This is a genomic window from Micromonospora sp. WMMD998 (assembly GCF_029581235.1).
Lineage (GTDB): Bacteria > Actinomycetota > Actinomycetes > Mycobacteriales > Micromonosporaceae > Micromonospora.
This window is the reverse complement of sequence record NZ_CP120740.1, coordinates 3,187,632-3,203,656: the sequence shown is the minus strand read 5'-3', so window position 1 is coordinate 3,203,656 and position 16,025 is coordinate 3,187,632. Positions and strand designations below refer to the sequence as shown.

Genomic DNA, 16,025 nt, shown 5'->3' with positions numbered 1-16,025 from the left:
CGGTCGCCCGGCGGCCCGTTCGTGGGGTACGGATCAGAAGACGCTCACGCCGTAGACGCTGAGCGGCTCGGTGACCGGCTGGAAGTAGGTCGTGCCACCGGTGCGGCAGTTGCCGCTGCCGCCGGAGGTGAGGCCGAGCGCGGTGCTGCCGCTGAACAGCGAGCCGCCGCTGTCGCCGCCCTCGGCGCAGACGTTGGTGCGGATCAGGCCGGAGACGCTGCCCTCGGCGTAGTTGACCGTCGCGTTGGTGGCCGAGACGGTGCCGCTGCGCAGGCCGGTGGTGCTGCCGGAACGCCGCACCGACTGGCCGACGTAGGCGTTACCGGCCGAGGTGATGTCCTGGTAGCTGCCGTTGTAGAGGTAGACGTTGCCGGCCGCGTTGGCCGAGTTGCTGTGCCGGACGATGCCGTAGTCGTTGCCCGGGAAGCTGGTGCCGGCCCGGGTGCCGAGCACGGACGTCTGGCTGGAGTTCGAGTACCAGGTCGAGCCCAGGTTGGTGCAGTGCCCGGCGGTGAGGAAGTAGTAGGTCGAGCCGCTGCGCACGTTGAAGCCGAGCGAGCAGCGGTAGCCGCCGGTGTAGATGGCCTGGCCGCCGGAGATCCGGGTGGTCAGGGTGCCGGCCTCGGCCTCGATCCGGACCGCGCCACCGGTGCGGGCGGCGGCGGCCTTGACCCGCGCCAGCTTGGCGCCGGTGACGGTGCTGTCCACCGAGACGACGACCTGGTTGGTCGCCGCGTCGGTCCACCAGGCGGTGCCCGGGATCTTGGCGGAGCGCTCCAGCTCGCCGGTGGCGGCCTTGAGCTGGTTGGCGCCGCGGGTGACGAGCTTCGGGGTGGCGCCGGCGGCGTGCACCTGGCGGGCGGCTGCGGCGTCGGTCACCGTGACGACCATCTTGCCGCTGGCGTCGGCGTACGTGCCGGCGGCGCGGTCGCCGAGCTTGGCGGCGAGGGTGGCGGCGGCGTCGGGCGAGGCGGGGGCGGGGGCCGCCTGGGCGGGCGCGCCGAGGAGGGAGCCGGTGACCAGGGTACCGGCCACGGCGACGGCGGCGGCGCGACAGAGCGTGGACCTCGTGGGTCGCATGTAACAACCTCCGAACGGGGGTGAACGGGCGCTGTGATAGAGGCACGCCCGAGGACAACCCGGCCGACCTGGGGAAACCGTCCGGGCTGACCAAAGTATTCACATATTTAAGATCGTAAGCAAGACGCAAGTTTGCCCGGATTCGCACCGCCACCCGATGTAACGCCTGAGCAACAACATCGTCACCAGGTGTCAGAGCCGGTCAGGCCCGGCGGCCGGCCGGGACCCGTCGCGCGACTGGACCACGTCGTGCCCCTCAACGCAACGCAGCGCCACCCGGACCTCGGCGCCGCGGTCAGCACCCGGACACGCGCACTTACACGGAAGTAGTGGCTACTTGCGCTCGTATAGCCACTCTTTCCGTGAATCAGCGGGGCGAGGCGGTGTGGAGGGGGTGGGGGGTCAGGGGGTGGGGGTCAGGCGCGCGGCGCGGGCGGCGCGACGCTCCTCGAACCGGGACGCCTGGGTCTCCAGGGTGTCGAGCTGGGCGGCGATCTGCTCGCGGGCGGCCTCGCCGTCGCCGTTGAGGCCGGTCACCTCGAACAGGTTCCACTGGCGCAGCACCGGCACCACCACCTCGTCCCGGTGCTGACGCAGGTCATAGATGCCGGCCAGGGCGATCGCCACCGACTTGCGGGCGAAACCGTCGATGCCCACCCCGGGCATCTGGAAGTCGGCGAGCACGTCGGCGACCGCCCGCATGGCCTGGCTCGGCGCCAGCTCGAACGACGCGGCGAGCAGGTTGCGGTAGAAGACCATGTGCAGGTTCTCGTCTGCCGCCACCCGGGCCAGCAGCGCCTCGCAGGCCGGGTCGCCGGTGGCCCGGCCGGTGTTGCGGTGCGAGATGCGGGTGGCCAGTTCCTGGAACGACACGTACGCCAGCGAGTGCAGCACCTCGTCGTCGTGCACGTTGCGGTAGCCGGCGGACATGTGCACCATCCGGGCCCGCTCCAGCGCCACCGGGTCCACCGCCCGGGTCACGGTGAGGTAGTCCCGGATCGCGGTGCCGTGCCGCCCCTCCTCGGCGGTCCACCGGTGCACCCAGGTGCCCCACGCCCCGTCCCGGCCGAACAGCGTGGCGATCTCGTGGTGGTAGGAGGGCAGGTTGTCCTCGGTGAGCAGGTTGACGATCAGCGCGGTGCGGGCCGCGTCGGGGATCGTCGAGTCCGCCGGCGACCACGCCTCGCCGCCGAGCGGGCCGTCGAACGTGCGCCCGGCGCTCCACGGCACGTACTCGTGCGGGAACCACTCCTTCGCCAGCGACAGGTGCCGGTCGAGGTTCTTCTCCACGACCGGTTCGAGTTCGGTGAGCAGAGCGGTCTGGCTGAGCACGGACACGAGTTCTCCCTACGGTGGCGTAACTTACGCCACCGTAGGTCCAATCGGCGTCAGGCGCCAGTGGCGGCCACCAGCGGCTTCAGGTCCGCACGGGGCGGGGTCCACTCCCCCGCCGCGGCGGGCACCTGCTCGCCGGAGCGGATGTCCTTCACCTCGTCGCCGTCCGCGCCGGGGAACCAGACGTACGGGATGCCGCGCCGCTCGGCGTACCGGATCTGCTTGCCGAACTTCGCCGCGGACGGCGACACCTCGGTCGGCACCCCCCGCGAGCGCAGCGCCGCCGCGACCGCGTCGCTCGCCGCCCGGTCCTCCTCGGCGGTGACCGCGACAAGCACGCAGGTCGGCACCGACCGGGACACCGACAGCGCCTCGGCGCCGAAGAGCAGCCCGAGCAGCCGGGTCACCCCGATCGAGATGCCCACGCCCGGGAAGCGGACGTTGCCGGAGCTGGCCAGGTTGTCGTACCGGCCGCCGGAGCAGACCGAGCCGAACCGCTCGTAGCCGACCATCTGCGTCTCGTAGACGGTGCCGGTGTAGTAGTCCAGGCCCCGGGCGATGCGCAGGTCGGCGACGCAGAGCCCCGGCGAGTGCGCGGCAGCGGTCTCCATCACCGCGGTCAGCTCCGCGACGCCCTCGTCGAGCAGCGGGTCGTCCACCCCGAGGGCGCGCACCGCGTCGGCGAAGGAGGCGTCCGGCGCGGAGATCTCGGCCAGCGCCAGCACCGCCTTGGCCTGCGCCTCGCTCGCCCCGGCGGTCTCCGCGAGCAACTCGGCCACACCCGCCGGACCGATCCGGTCCAACCGGTCGACGGCGCGCAGCGCCGCCATCGGGTCGGTCAGCCCGACGCCCCGGTAGAAACCCTCGCAGATCTTGCGGTTGTTGACCTGGATGCGCACCGGCGGGATGGGCAGCGAGCGCAGCGCGTCGCCGATCACCAGCGGCATCTCCGCCTCGAAGTGCGCCGGCAGGGTGTCCCGGTCGACGATGTCGATGTCGGCTTGGAGGAACTCGCGGTAACGGCCCTCCTGCGGGCGCTCCCCCCGCCACACCTTTTGGATCTGGTAGCGCCGGAACGGGAACTGGAGCTTGCCGGCGTTCTCCAGCACGTAGCGGGCGAACGGCACGGTCAGGTCGAAGTGCAGGCCGAGCGCGTCGTCACCGGCCGGACCGTCGGCGTCGGCCTGCAACCGGCGCAGCAGGTAGACCTCCTTCGAGGTCTCCCCCTTGCGCAGCAACTGGTCGAGCGGCTCGACCGAACGGGTCTCCAGCGGCGCGAAGCCGTACAGCTCGAACGTGGCGCGGATCCGGTCCAGCACGAACTGCTCGATCATCCGCTGTGCCGGCGTCCACTCGGGGAAGCCGGAGATGGGCGTGGGCTTGCTCATGGCGTACTCCTTGATCCCGCGCGGACCGCGCGGGGATGTCACGGGCGGCTAGAGGCCGCGGGTGGGTCCGGCCGGGCGCGCGTCGCCCGCCACCTCGACGAGGTACGGGTTGGTCGCGCGCTCGCGGCCGACGGTGGTCGCGGGGCCGTGGCCGGGCAGGACGACGGTGTCGTCGGCCAGCGGGAGGACCTTGTCCCGGAGGCTGGCCAGCATGCGGGGCATGCTGCCGCCCGGCAGGTCGGTGCGGCCGATCGAGCCGGCGAAGAGCACGTCACCGGAGAGGCAGACCTCGTCTGCCTCCCAGGGCGAGCCGGCGCCGGGCAGCCGGAACAGCACCGACCCGCCGGTATGGCCGGGAGCGTGGTCGACGGTGATCTCCAACCCGGCCAGCGACAGCGTCGCGCCGTCGGTCAGCTCGGCCACGTCGTCCGGTTCGGTGTACGGCAGCCGCCCGCCGAAGAGCGAGGTGAGGTCCATCGACAGCGCCTTGGTCGGGTCGGCGAGCATCTCGCGGTCCGCCGGGTGCACGTAGGCGGTGATGCCCCGCGCGCCGCAGACCGGCGCGACCGAGAACGTGTGGTCGAGGTGGCCGTGGGTGAGCAGCACGGCGGCCGGATGCAGGCGGTGCTCGGCGAGCACGGCGTCGAGCCGGTCGATCACCCCGATGCCGGGATCGACCACCACGCACTGCTCCCCCGGCCCGGTCGCCACCACGTAGCAGTTGGTGCCGAAGGCGTCCGCGGGAAAGCCGGCCACGAGCACGTCCGTCCCCTCTCCGTCCGGTCGTCGTCGTCGCTCAGCAGCCTAGTCGCACCGGCGAGCGGGTTTCGCCGCCACCGGCACCGGGCGTCCCACCGATCCCAGTGACAACATCCGATAAGCGCAGGCGGACCTCGTACACCACATTCACAGTCGGTACCCGTACACTCTGGCGGGCGTGTGGCGTGGCGCACCCCGATTCGCAGCGCGGGCGGTGCCGGCGACGCCGACGACGATCAGGCAGAGGAAGGGGAGCACCTGTGGCTTCCAGCAGGGACCGGCAGCGCAAACTGGCGCGGGCGAAGCTCGACCGGCAACTCGCCCGGCGGGCCGCGGCTGCGCGGCGTCGCCGGCAGATCCAGGCCGGTGTGGGCGCCGCGGTGGTGCTCGTGCTGATCGTGGCCGGTTCGGCCTGGGCGCTCGGCGCGTTCGACTCGGAGCCGGAGAAGCAGGCCGCCGAGGACACCTGCCTCTGGACCCCGCAGGACGCCACCGGGAACACCAACCTCAAGGACGTCGGCACCCCGGCCACCCGGGACCTGCCCACGTCGGGCACCCGGCCGATGACGGTCACCACCAACCAGGGCGGGCCGATCACCGTCGAGCTGGACCAGGCCGCCGCCCCCTGCGGCAGCGCGAGCCTCGCCCACCTGGCCGGCCGGCAGTTCTACGACAACACCAAGTGCCACGAGATCACCAGCGAGGGCGCGCTGCGCTGCGGCGACCCGAGCGGCACCGGGATCGGCGGGCCGACCTACACGTTCTTCGACGAGAACGTCCCCGCCGCGCCCGAGCCCAGCCCGTCGGCCTCGCCGGCCCCGGGCGAGCCGCCGGCGTACCCGAAGGGCACGGTCGCCATGATCGGTAGCCCGCCGGGCAGCAACGGCAGCCAGTTCCTGATCTTCTTCAAGGACTTCAACCCGGCCAAGCCGGCCTACAGCATCGTCGGCAAGGTCACCGGCGGGATGGACGTGGTGGAGAAGATCGGCGCGCTGCCGACCGTCGACAACGGCGGTGGCGTCAAGGTCAAGCCGAAGACGGACGTGGTGATCCAGAGCCTCACCGTCGGCGAGCCGAACGCCGCGCCGAGCGAGCCGGCGAGCAGTCCCAGCGCCGGATGACCCGCCGTTGAGCGGGCGTTGATCGACCTTTTGACTTGGCGGCGCCCGGCGCCGTCCCCCGGATACCCAGCAGGTGAGGAGTGACCGTGACGTCCACGAGAGACCGCCAGCGGGCGGCGGCGCGGGCCCGGCTCGAACGGGAGATGGCCGAGCGGGCCGGCAAGGCCCGCAAGCGCCGGCAGACGCAGGCGATCGTCGGCGCCGCCGCCGTGCTGGTGCTCGTCGTGGCCGGCACCGTCTGGCTCGTCACGTCGCTCGGCGACGACGACAAGAAGTCCGGCGACACCGCCGCCGCCGGCTTCACCCAGTGCACCTACACGGAGGTGCCCAAGGAGGGCCGTCCGGCGCAGATCAAGGACGTCGGGCTGCCGCCGACGCAGCAGGCCGACACGGGCAGCCAGACGATGACGATCGACACCAACCTGGGTCCGATCACCGCCAAGCTCGACCGGGCCGCGGTGCCCTGCACGGCTGGCAGCTTCACCCACCTGGCCAGCAAGGACTTCTTCGACAACACGAAGTGCCACCGGCTGGTCACCGAGGGCATCAAGGTGCTCCAGTGCGGTGACCCGAGCGCGACCGGCAAGGGCTGGCGGGACACCGACGGCACCGGTGGGCCGAGCTACAACCTGGCCGAGGAGAACCTCCCCACCGACAAGCGCCCGCCGTACCCGGAGGGCGTCATCGCGATGGCCAACTCCGGCCAGCCCGGCAGCACCGGCAGCCAGTTCTTCATCGTGTACGGCGACAGCCAGCTCGACCCGAACTACACCGTGCTGGGCACCATCACCGACGGCATGGACGTGGTGAAGCAGGTCGCCGCCGCCGGTGACGACGGCGCGTTCGCCAAGCAGGCCGGCGGCGGTCACCCGAAGAAGGAGATCGTCATCAAGGACATCTCGATGAGCCCGATCGAGGGCTGACCCGGTTCACGAGAAACGCCCGCCGGAGCGACCCGGCGGGCGTTTCCGTGTGCTCTCAGGCCCCCGAGGTGACCCGGTAGGCGTCGAAGACCCCGTCGACCTTGCGCACCGCGGCCAGCAGGTGCCCGAGGTGCTTCGGGTCGGCCATCTCGAAGCTGAACCGACTGACCGCCACCCGGTCGCGGGTGGTGGTCACCGTCGCGGAGAGGATGTTCACCCGCTCCTCCGACAGCACCCGGGTCACGTCGGCGAGCAGCTTGTGCCGGTCCAGCGCCTCCACCTGGATGGCGACGAGGAACGTGGAGGCCGACGTCAGCTTCCAGCTCACCTCGACCACCCGCTCGGGCTGGGCGCGCAGGTCCTCGGCGTTGGCGCAGTCGTCGCGGTGCACGCTGACCCCGCCGGAGCGGGTGACGAAGCCGAACACCGAGTCCGGCGGGACCGGCGTGCAGCAGCGGGCCAGCTTGATCCAGACGTCGCTGACGCCGCGGACCACCACACCCGGGTCGGCGCTGCTCTGCCGGCTGCGGGGCGGCCGGGTGGCGACGGCGGTCTCGGCGATGTCCTCCGCCGCGCCCTCCTCGCCGCCGTAGGAGGCCATCAGCTTCTGCACCACCGACTGCGCGGAGACCTGACTGTCGCCGACCGCCGCGTAGAGCGACGCCACGTCCGCGAGGTGCAGGTCCCGCGCGATGGCCATCAGCGCGTCCGAGGTGAGCATCCGCTGCAACGGCATGCCCTGCTTGCGCATCGCCTTGACGATCGCGTCCTTGCCGGCCTCGATCGCCTCCTCGCGCCGCTCCTTGTTGAAATATTGCCGGATCTTGGTGCGCGCCCGCGGGCTCTTGACGAAGCCCAACCAGTCCTGCGTCGGGCCGGCCGTGTCGGACTTCGACGTGAAGATCTCGATCACGTCGCCGTTGGACAGCGTCGATTCGAGGGGCACCAGCTTGCCGTTGACCCGCGCCCCGATGCACTTGTGCCCGACCTCGGTGTGCACCGCGTACGCGAAGTCCACCGGCGTCGACCCGGTCGGCAGCGGGATGACGTCGCCCTTCGGCGTGAAGACGTACACCTCCTGGCTGGACAGGTCGAACCGCAGCGCGTCGAGGAACTCGCTCGGGTCGGCCGCCTCGCGCTGCCAGTCCAGCAGTTGCCGCAGCCAGGTCATCTCGTCGATGTGCGCCGGCGGGCCCACCACCTGGGTGCCCTTGTGCTCCTTGTACTTCCAGTGCGCGGCGATGCCGAACTCGGCGGTGCGGTGCATCGCGTACGTGCGGATCTGCATCTCCACCGGCTTGCCGGTGGGCCCGATGACGGTCGTGTGCAACGACTGGTACATGTTGAACTTGGGCATGGCGATGTAGTCCTTGAACCGGCCCGGCACCGGCTGCCAGTTGGCGTGGATGACCCCCAGCGCCGCATAGCAGTCGCGCACCGTGTCGACCAGGATCCGCACCCCGACCAGGTCGTAGATGTCGTTGAAGTCGCGACCCCGCACGATCATCTTCTGGTAGATCGAATAGAGGTGCTTCGGCCGGCCGGTCGTCTCCGCCTTGATCTTGGCGGCCTTCAGGTCGGTGCCCACCTTCTGCGTCACCTGGCGCAGCAGCGACTCCCGCTGCGGCTGGTGCTCCCCAATCAGGCGCAGGATCTCCTCGTACCGCTTCGGGAACAGCGTGCCGAAGGCCAGATCCTCCAGCTCCCACTTGATCGTGTTCATCCCGAGGCGGTGCGCCAGCGGGGCCAGGATCTCCAGCGTCTCCTTGGCCTTCTGCTCCTGCTTGGGGCGGGGCAGGAACGTGAGCGTCCGCATGTTGTGCAGCCGGTCGGCCAGCTTGATCACCAGGACGCGGGGGTCCTTCGCCATGGCGACCACCATCTTGCGGATGGTCTCCGCCTTGGCCGCGTCGCCCAGCTTGACCTTGTCGAGCTTCGTCACGCCGTCGACGAGCAGCGCGACCTCGCCGCCGAAGTCGGTGCGCATCGCGTCGAGGGTGTATGCGGTGTCCTCGATCGTGTCGTGCAGCAACGCCGCCACGAGCGTGGTGGTGTCCATGCCCAGGTTGCCCAGGATGGTCGCCACCGCGAGCGGGTGCGTGATGTAGGGGTCGCCGGATTTGCGGTACTGCCCCGAGTGCCAGCGCGCGGCGGTGTCGAACGCACGCTGCAACAGGCGGGCGTCGGCCTTGGGATGGGCGTCCCGGTGGGCGGAGATCAGCGGCTCCAGCACCTCGCTGACCTGCGAGGTCTGCCAGGGCGCGTTGAACCGGGCCAGGCGGGCGCGCACCCGTCGGCCGGTCGGCGCGTTGGAGAGGGCGAAACCGCCGCTGGTCGAGGGGTCACCGTCGGTCGGGAACGGCACCACCACCCCGTCGTCGGCCGTCACGTCCGGCGCGTCGCCGTTCGCCCCGGCGGGCGTGTTGCCGCCGTGCTCGGTCACCGAGCCGTCCGCGTCGCCTGTCGGGTGCACCGTGCCCTCCACCGGAGGGACGACATCGTTGGACACCGGCCTCCTCACCGTTCGCCGGGATGCGCCGGCCGTCCGGCCGACGTCTGGTCCAACCGACCCGGGGGTCGGTGTTGTTCCGCGCCGGCCACCGGGGCTGCGCCCCGGCGGCTTCGCCCCCGGACGGTCACCCGCCCGGTCAGGCAATGGGCAATCCTACCGGTACGCAGGGTGCGCCGCCGCTCCCCCGGACGCCCCGTGCCGGCGGACCGACCGGGTGCCGGCGGGTCACACGGTCAACAGGGCATGGACCGGACGCGGGGCGAGCCGCTCCCGGCCCCCGAGGAAGCCCAACTCCAGCAGGACGGTGAAACCGGACACGGTGCCGCCGGCACGCTCCACCAGGTCGAGCGTGGCCTCGGCGGTCCCGCCGGTGGCGAGCACGTCGTCGAGCACCAGCACGCGGTGGCCGGCGGTGAACGCGTCCTGGTGGACCTCGAGCGTCGCCTCGCCGTACTCCAGCGCGTAGGAGGCCGCGTGGGTCGCCCGGGGCAGCTTGCCGGCCTTGCGCACCGGCACCACGCCGACCCCGGTGGCGTACGCGACGGCCGCGGCCAGCACGAACCCGCGCGCCTCGATGCCCACCACGGCGTCGAACGACTCGGGCCCGTGGTAGGCGATGATCCCGTCGATCACCTCACGGAACGCCACGCCGTCGGCGAACAGCGGCATCAGGTCCTTGAACATGACACCCGGCTTGGGGAAGTCCGGCACGTCGAGCGTCCGGCTGGCGACCAGTTGGGCGACCTCGGGGCCACTGTCTCCCCGTACGCCTGCGGTGTGGGTCTCCGTCACGGTGCGTCCCATGTCCTTTCGAAACGACGACGGCGTCCGTCATGCGGTGGCAACAGCATGACGGACGCCGTCCGGTCGGTTCTGCCCGGGCTCCGCGGTCAGCGGCGCTTCGCGCCGCCCGGCCGGTTGCCTCCGCCGGGACGGCCGCCCCGGGCACCGCTGGGGCGCTTGCCGCTGGGACGCGCGCCGACCTTCGGCGCGGCGCCGGCCAGGGCCGCGTCCGCGTCGACCGGCTGGTCGCCGCTCGGTGCGGGACGCGGGGCACCCTTCGGCGTGACCTCGCCCCGCGAGATGGCCGCCCGGCGGGCGTGCACCCGCTTGTTGTGCGCGCTGATCCGCGGGTCCTGGTTCTTCAGCAGCACCAGCAGCGGGGTGGCCAGCAGGATCGAGGTGAGGAACGCCACCGCCATGCCGACGAAGAGCACCAGGCCCAGGTCCTTCAGCGTGCCCGCACCGAGCAGGCCGGCGCCGATGAACAGCAGGCCGCCGACCGGGAGCAGCGCCACCACCGAGGTGTTCAGCGACCGCATGAGGCTCTGGTTGAGCGCCAGGTTGGACGCCTCGCCGTAGGTGAGGTTGTTGTTCGCGGTGATGCCCCGCGTGTTCTCCTGCACCTTGTCGAAGACCACCACCACGTCGTAGAGCGCGAAGCCCAGGATGGTGAGGAAGCCGATGATCGTCGACGGGGTGACCTCGAAGCCGACGAGCGAGTAGATACCGGAGGTGAGGACCAGGTTGGTGAGCAGCGAGATGATCGCGGCGACCGCCATCCGCCACTCGAAGCGCAGCACCAGGTAGACCGTCACCACGGCGAGGAAGATCAGCAGGCCGAGGAACGCCCGCGAGGTGACCTGACTGCCCCACGCCTCGGAGACCTGGCTGCCGCTGATCTGGTCGGCCTGGATGCCGAACTTCTCCGCCATCGCGGTCTTGGCCGCGTTGGCCTGCTCGGCGGTGAGCTGCCCGGTGCGCATCTCGTAGTATTCGCCGCTGGTGCCGCCGACCTTCTGCGCGGTTACCACCTGCACGTCGGGGGCCTCGGCGGCCAGCGCCTCGTCGACGGTCTGCTCGGCCCGGTCCAGCGTGCCGACGCTGGCCGGCACCTGGAACGAGTTGCCGCCGGCGAACTCGATGCCGAGCTTGAAGCCGTTGAGCGCGAAGCTCAGCACGGCGATCAGCACCAGCGCGCCGGCCACACCGAACCAGAGCTTGCGCTTGCCGACGATGTTGAGATCGGCCTCGCCACGGTAGAGCCGGGCGGCCAGACCACTCTTAGCCATCTCAGGCCTCCTTGACGCGCGGGTTGCGGGCGGCGCCCGACTCGGCCGACCGGGCCGGCAGCGCCCGGCCCAGACCGCTGACCCGCGGGGACAGGAACGCCCGGGTGCGGGCGAACATCGTCATGATCGGGTGGCGGAAGAGGAACACGACGACCAGGTCCAGCACGGTCGCCAGGCCGAGCGCGAAGGCGAAGCCCTTCACCGTGCCGACCGACACGATGTAGAGCACCACGGCCGACATCAGCGTGATCGCGTTCGCCGAGATGATCGTCCGGCGGGCCCGGACCCAGGCCCGCGGCACCGCGCTACGTGGGCTGCGACCCTCGCGGATCTCGTCCTTGAGCCGTTCGAAGTAGATGACGAACGAGTCCGCCGCCACACCGAGCGAGACGATCATGCCGGCGATCCCGGCGAGCGTGAGCGTGAACCCGATCGACCGGCCGAGCACCACGAGCGCGCCGAAGACCAGCAACGCGGAGAGCACCAGGCTGAGGAAGATGACCGAGCCCAGCAGCCGGTAGTAGAAGAACGAGTAGATGATGACGAGCAGCATGCCGATGCCGGCCGCCAGCAGACCCGCCTGGAGGTGGCTGGAGCCCAGCGTCGCGGTGACGTTCTGCTGCTCCTGCGGGACGAACGTCACCGGCAGGGCGCCGTAGCGGAGCTGGCTGGCGAGCGCGTTCGCCGACTTGCTGTCGAAGCTGCCGGTGATCTGCGAGTCACCGGTGAGCACACCCTGGATCTCCGGCGAGGAGACGATCTCGTTGTCCAGCACCACGGCGACCCGGCACTTGCCGTCCTGGCCGAGCGCGGTCTGGTCACAGGCCTGACCCTCGTTGTTGAACGCCTCGCGGGTCAGCGCGGTCCACTTCTCCTGGCCCTTGCCGGTGAAGTTGAGGCTGACCACCCAGGAGCTGGTCTGGTCGAGCTGGGCGGAGGCGTTCTTGACGTCGGTGCCCAGCACCTTGGCCACGTCGAGCAGGTATTTCGCGCCGGACTCGCAGGCCACCGCCTTCTGCTTCTCGTCCTTGATCGAGGCGGCCGGCCGCTTGTCGAGCTGGGCGCAGGTGATGGTGGGGACGTTGAACTGCATCTCCACCGGCAGCACCGCGACCTCCTGCGGGGTCAGCGTGCCGAACGGCTTGAGCTTGTCCGCCAGGGACGGGTCGGTGGCGAGGTCGGCCGGGGCCTGGAGGCCCGAGGCGGCGGTCCACGCGGCGGCGCCCACCTTCTGCTGCACGGCCTGGCGCTGCTGCTCGATGCTCTGCGGCACCGGCTCGGCGCTGGCGCTCGGGCTCGGCGCGGCGGCGCTCGCCGAGGCCGACGGCGTGGCGCTGGCGCTCGGCGCGGGGGCCATACCACCCTGCCCACCGGCGCTCGGCGACGCGCTGACCTTGGCGCTGCCGCTCGGCTTCGGCGACGCGCTGCCCGACGGCTGGGCACTGCCGGACGGGGCCGGGGTGGCGCTGGGGCTCGGCGGCGGCGCGGCGGCGGCGCCGCTGCCGTCGGTGGCCTTGAGCACCTTGCGGAAGCGCAGCTCGGCGGCGCTGCCCACGTCGGTCAGGTCACGGTTCTCGCCGGGCAGGGAGATGACGATGTTGCGGTTGCCCTCGGTGACCACCTCCGCCTCGGCCACGCCGTAGCCGTTGACCCGGCTCTCGATGATCTGGCGCGCCTCTTCGAGGTTTTCCGAGGTCGGCGGCTTGCCGTCCACCGTGTTGGTGGCCTCGAGCGTCAGCCGGGTGCCGCCGATGAGGTCCAGGCCGAGCCGGGGCTCCAGCCGGTCCTTCCAGCCACCACTGGCGCCACCCGAGAAGAACACCAAAAGATAGAGGACGACGAAGATGAACCCGAGCACGGCGAGCTGCCGTCCGGGGCGCATCTGTCCCTGAGGTGGTGCCACGGCTGTCCTGTCTCCCTGTACGGTCGCGCCGTTTCCACGGCGGCGACAACTGTCGGGCCGGGGGTGTCCGCCCGACTGCTCCGGCGGGCCGGCGCCGGTGACCGGCACGCCGACCCGGTCGCGACGCGGGGGCATCGCGCGGGCCTGGCCGCGTGCCGGCGTCGGACGCCGACCCAACTATCCACTTCTGGAAGGTGTTTCCGCTGCCCCGTTCGGGGCGATGGTCACTCCTTGACCGGTTCGGTCTCCTCGCTGATCGTCTCCGCCTCGGGCGCCTCGGCCCGCTTGACCACCCGGGCCACGGCGGGACGGGCATAACGGGTCTGCACGCCCGGCGCGACCTCCAGCAGGACCGTCTCGTCCTCGATCGCGGTGACCGTGCCGTGCAGGCCGCCGATGGTGACCACCTCGTCGCCGGGGCCGAGGGCGGACTGCATCTGCTCCGCCTCGCGGCGACGCTTCTGCTGCGGACGGATCATCATGAAGTACATGACGACGAAGAGCAGAGCGATCATGAGGATCGGCGTCAGACCGCCGGCTCCCCCGCCACTCGCTGCTGCGTAAAGCACGGTGTCGACCTTCCGGTTGGCCTCCGCCGGCCCCGGAGGGCGCCGCAGCGGAGGCGGATTCTCACGTCCTGTACAGACCGCGGCGAAGTCTAGTCCCTGCTCCTGAGAAGACCGAATGCGACACAGATCACGAACGGATCACGGCTGGTCGGTCTGCGTGGAGAACAGATCGGGCCCCGGAGGGGTGTCCGCACCAAATGTACCATTCGGAGGAATCCGGCCCAGATGGTGCCAGGCGGCCCCGGTGGCCACCCGACCGCGGGGCGTACGCGCCAGCAGACCGGCCCGGACCAGGAACGGCTCGCAGACCTCCTCGACCGTGTCCGGCTGCTCCCCCACCGCCACGGCCAGGGTGGAGACCCCGACCGGGCCACCCCGGAACGAGTCGACGAGCGCGGTCAGCACCGCCCGGTCGAGCCGGTCCAGGCCGAGCGCGTCCACGTCGTAGACGGTGAGCGCGGACCGGGCGGTCTCCACCGTGACGACCCCGTCGGCGCGCACCTCGGCATAGTCGCGGACCCGGCGCAGCAACCGGTTGGCGATCCGCGGCGTGCCCCGGGACCGGCCCGCGATCTCCGCCGCGCCGTCGGGTGTGATCGGCACGCCGAGGATCCGCGCGGACCGGTGCAGCAGCGTCTCCAGATCGGCCGGCGAGTAGAAGTCGAGGTGCGCCACGAAGCCGAACCGGTCCCGCATCGGCCCGGTCAGCAGGCCGGCGCGGGTGGTCGCGCCGACGAGCGTGAACGGCTCCACGTCGAGCGGGATGGCGGTCGCGCCCGGCCCCTTGCCCACCACCACGTCGACCCGGAAGTCCTCCATGGCGCTGTAGAGCAGTTCCTCGGCCGGCTTGGCGATCCGGTGGATCTCGTCGATGAAGAGCACGTCGCCCTCGGCCAGGCTGGTCAGGATCGCGGCCAGGTCGCCGGAGCGCTCGATCGCCGGCCCGCTGGTCACCCGGATGCCCGTGCCCAGCTCGGCGGCGACGATGTTGGCCAGGCTGGTCTTCCCGAGGCCCGGCGGGCCCGACAGCAGGATGTGATCGGGTGGGGAGCCGCGCCGCATCGCGCCCTGCAACAGCAGGTCGAGCTGGTCGCGGACCCGGTCCTGGGCGATGAACTCGGCCAGCCGCTTCGGCCGGACGCTGGCCTCCGCGTCCAGGTCGGTGTCGCTGACGTACGCCGAGACCAGGTTGTCGTTGCTCATCGGCGGGCCGTCATCGGGTGCGGCCCAGGAGGCGGATGGCCTGCTTGAGCAGGACCGGCACCGGCGGGGTCTCCCCGTCGACGGTCTCGGCGACGGCGACCACCGCCTGCTCGGCCTGGGCGGTCGACCAGCCGAGCCCGACCAGCGCCTGGCGCACCTGCTCCGGCCACGCGCCGACGGTCACGCCGCCCGCGCCGTCCGGGCCGATCGCCACCGGGCCGACCCGGTCCCGCAGCTCCAGCACGAGCCGCTCGGCGCCCTTCTTGCCGATGCCCGGCACCCGGGTCAGCGCGGCGAGGTCGGCGTTGGCGATCGCCTTGCGGACCGCGTCCGGGGTGTGCACGGCGAGCACGGCCTGGGCCAGCCGGGGGCCGACGCCGCTCGCGGTCTGCAACAGCTCGAACAGCGCCTTGGCGTCGTCGTCGGCGAAGCCGTAGAGGGTGAGTGAGTCCTCCCGGACCACCAGGCTGGTGGCCAGCCGGGCCGGCTGGCCGACCCGCAGGTCGGCGATGGTGCCGGGGGCGCACTGCACGGCGAGGCCGATGCCGCCCACCTCCACCACGGCGTGGTCCGGACCGGTCGCGGTCACCGTGCCGCGCACACTTGCGATCATCGTCGCGCCCCTCCTCGTCGGGCCTGGTCGGCCGCGGCGGCCAGCTTGGACCGGGTGCCGCCGCGCCAGACGTGACAGATGGCCAGCGCCAGCGCGTCGGCGGCGTCGGCCGGCCTCGGCGGCTCCGCCAGCCGCAGCAGCCGGGTGACCATGGCGGTCATCTGCTTCTTGTCGGCCTGGCCGGAGCCGGTCACCGCCGCCTTCACCTCGCTCGGCGTGTAGGTCGTCACCGGCAGTCCGGCGCGCGCGCCGGCCAGCACCGCCACGCCGCTGGCCTGGGCGGTGCCCATCACGGTACGCACGTTGTGCTGGCTGAACACGCGCTCCACCGCCACCGCGTCCGGCCGGTGCTCGGCGACCAGGTCGGTCAGCGAGCGGTCCAGGTGCAGCAGGCGCATCGGCAACTCGTCGGCCGGATCGGTGTAGACGACGTAGTAGGCGACAAGCGTGCAGGGGCGGCCCGGCACGCCCTCGACCACGCCGACCCCACACCGGGTCAGCCCCGGGTCGACGCCCAGCACCCGCACGCCGCCTCCTCCCCGAGCCG

General features: G+C 71.7%; 14 protein-coding genes. 2 read left to right on the top strand and 12 right to left on the bottom strand.

Annotated features, from left to right (window positions below; translation table 11 throughout):
• Nucleotides 1–33: 33 nt before the first annotated feature.
• The 4 genes from O7619_RS14940 to O7619_RS14925 all read right to left on the bottom strand — a co-directional run bounded on the left by O7619_RS14940 (nucleotide 34) and on the right by O7619_RS14925 (nucleotide 4,565).
• On the bottom strand, nucleotides 34–1,080 hold the full coding sequence (locus O7619_RS14940; RefSeq protein ID WP_282288492.1) for a S1 family peptidase: 1,047 nt from the start codon (nucleotides 1,078–1,080) through the stop codon (nucleotides 34–36).
• 402 nt (nucleotides 1,081–1,482) lie between these two features.
• Nucleotides 1,483–2,418 carry an acyl-ACP desaturase gene (locus tag O7619_RS14935; RefSeq protein ID WP_282288490.1) on the bottom strand — a complete coding sequence of 312 codons (936 nt, stop codon included), beginning with the start codon at nucleotides 2,416–2,418 and terminating at the stop codon, nucleotides 1,483–1,485.
• 50 nt (nucleotides 2,419–2,468) lie between these two features.
• Nucleotides 2,469–3,803, bottom strand: a complete 1,335-nt coding sequence (hisS, locus tag O7619_RS14930; protein ID WP_282288488.1) for a histidine--tRNA ligase — start codon at nucleotides 3,801–3,803, stop codon at nucleotides 2,469–2,471.
• A gap of 48 nt (nucleotides 3,804–3,851) precedes the next feature.
• Nucleotides 3,852–4,565 (bottom strand): MBL fold metallo-hydrolase, encoded by a 714-nt coding sequence (locus O7619_RS14925; RefSeq protein ID WP_282288487.1) that lies wholly within the window; start codon nucleotides 4,563–4,565, stop codon nucleotides 3,852–3,854.
• A gap of 257 nt (nucleotides 4,566–4,822) precedes the next feature.
• Between O7619_RS14925 and O7619_RS14920 the strand changes: the two genes are divergently transcribed.
• On the top strand, nucleotides 4,823–5,683 hold the full coding sequence (locus tag O7619_RS14920) for a peptidylprolyl isomerase (protein WP_282288485.1): 861 nt from the start codon (nucleotides 4,823–4,825) through the stop codon (nucleotides 5,681–5,683).
• An 86-nt stretch (nucleotides 5,684–5,769) separates the two neighbouring features.
• Entirely contained in the window at nucleotides 5,770–6,606 is an 837-nt protein-coding gene (locus O7619_RS14915) for a peptidylprolyl isomerase (protein ID WP_282288483.1), read from the top strand.
• A gap of 55 nt (nucleotides 6,607–6,661) precedes the next feature.
• On the opposite strand, the gene O7619_RS14910 is transcribed toward O7619_RS14915, so the two are convergent.
• The 8 genes from O7619_RS14910 to ruvC form a co-directional block, all read right to left on the bottom strand.
• A complete protein-coding gene (locus O7619_RS14910) occupies nucleotides 6,662–9,091 on the bottom strand; it encodes a bifunctional (p)ppGpp synthetase/guanosine-3',5'-bis(diphosphate) 3'-pyrophosphohydrolase (protein ID WP_282288835.1) in 2,430 nt (809 codons plus the stop codon).
• Between the two features lie 252 nt (nucleotides 9,092–9,343).
• Nucleotides 9,344–9,910 (bottom strand): adenine phosphoribosyltransferase, encoded by a 567-nt coding sequence (locus O7619_RS14905; protein ID WP_282288481.1) that lies wholly within the window; start codon nucleotides 9,908–9,910, stop codon nucleotides 9,344–9,346.
• Nucleotides 9,911–10,008: 98 nt separating this feature from the next.
• Nucleotides 10,009–11,190, bottom strand: coding sequence for a protein translocase subunit SecF (gene secF / locus O7619_RS14900; protein WP_282288480.1), 1,182 nt, complete (start codon nucleotides 11,188–11,190; stop codon nucleotides 10,009–10,011).
• 1 nt (nucleotide 11,191) lies between these two features.
• The gene (secD, locus tag O7619_RS14895; protein WP_282288478.1) at nucleotides 11,192–13,093 is read right to left on the bottom strand and encodes a protein translocase subunit SecD; all 1,902 of its coding nucleotides are present in this window, start codon (nucleotides 13,091–13,093) and stop codon (nucleotides 11,192–11,194) included.
• Nucleotides 13,094–13,317: 224 nt separating this feature from the next.
• On the bottom strand, nucleotides 13,318–13,662 hold the full coding sequence (gene yajC, locus O7619_RS14890) for a preprotein translocase subunit YajC (RefSeq protein ID WP_282288476.1): 345 nt from the start codon (nucleotides 13,660–13,662) through the stop codon (nucleotides 13,318–13,320).
• A gap of 138 nt (nucleotides 13,663–13,800) precedes the next feature.
• Nucleotides 13,801–14,865 carry a Holliday junction branch migration DNA helicase RuvB gene (gene ruvB / locus O7619_RS14885; RefSeq protein WP_282288474.1) on the bottom strand — a complete coding sequence of 355 codons (1,065 nt, stop codon included), beginning with the start codon at nucleotides 14,863–14,865 and terminating at the stop codon, nucleotides 13,801–13,803.
• 10 nt (nucleotides 14,866–14,875) lie between these two features.
• Nucleotides 14,876–15,478 (bottom strand): Holliday junction branch migration protein RuvA, encoded by a 603-nt coding sequence (gene ruvA, locus O7619_RS14880; RefSeq protein WP_282288472.1) that lies wholly within the window; start codon nucleotides 15,476–15,478, stop codon nucleotides 14,876–14,878.
• Nucleotides 15,475–16,005: a crossover junction endodeoxyribonuclease RuvC gene (ruvC, locus tag O7619_RS14875; protein WP_281583761.1), complete on the bottom strand. Its 531-nt coding sequence runs from the start codon at nucleotides 16,003–16,005 to the stop codon at nucleotides 15,475–15,477. The genes ruvA and ruvC overlap by 4 nt, the downstream gene beginning before the upstream one ends.
• Nucleotides 16,006–16,025: the final 20 nt, after the last annotated feature.

Coding starts and splice junctions, on each gene's coding strand:
- O7619_RS14940 (WP_282288492.1), bottom strand. CDS start 1,080: ATGCGACCCACGAGGTCCACGCTCTGTCGCGCCGCCGCCGTCGCCGTG.
- hisS (WP_282288488.1), bottom strand. CDS start 3,803: ATGAGCAAGCCCACGCCCATCTCCGGCTTCCCCGAGTGGACGCCGGCA.
- ruvB (WP_282288474.1), bottom strand. CDS start 14,865: ATGAGCAACGACAACCTGGTCTCGGCGTACGTCAGCGACACCGACCTG.
- ruvA (WP_282288472.1), bottom strand. CDS start 15,478: ATGATCGCAAGTGTGCGCGGCACGGTGACCGCGACCGGTCCGGACCAC.
- secF (WP_282288480.1), bottom strand. CDS start 11,190: ATGGCTAAGAGTGGTCTGGCCGCCCGGCTCTACCGTGGCGAGGCCGAT.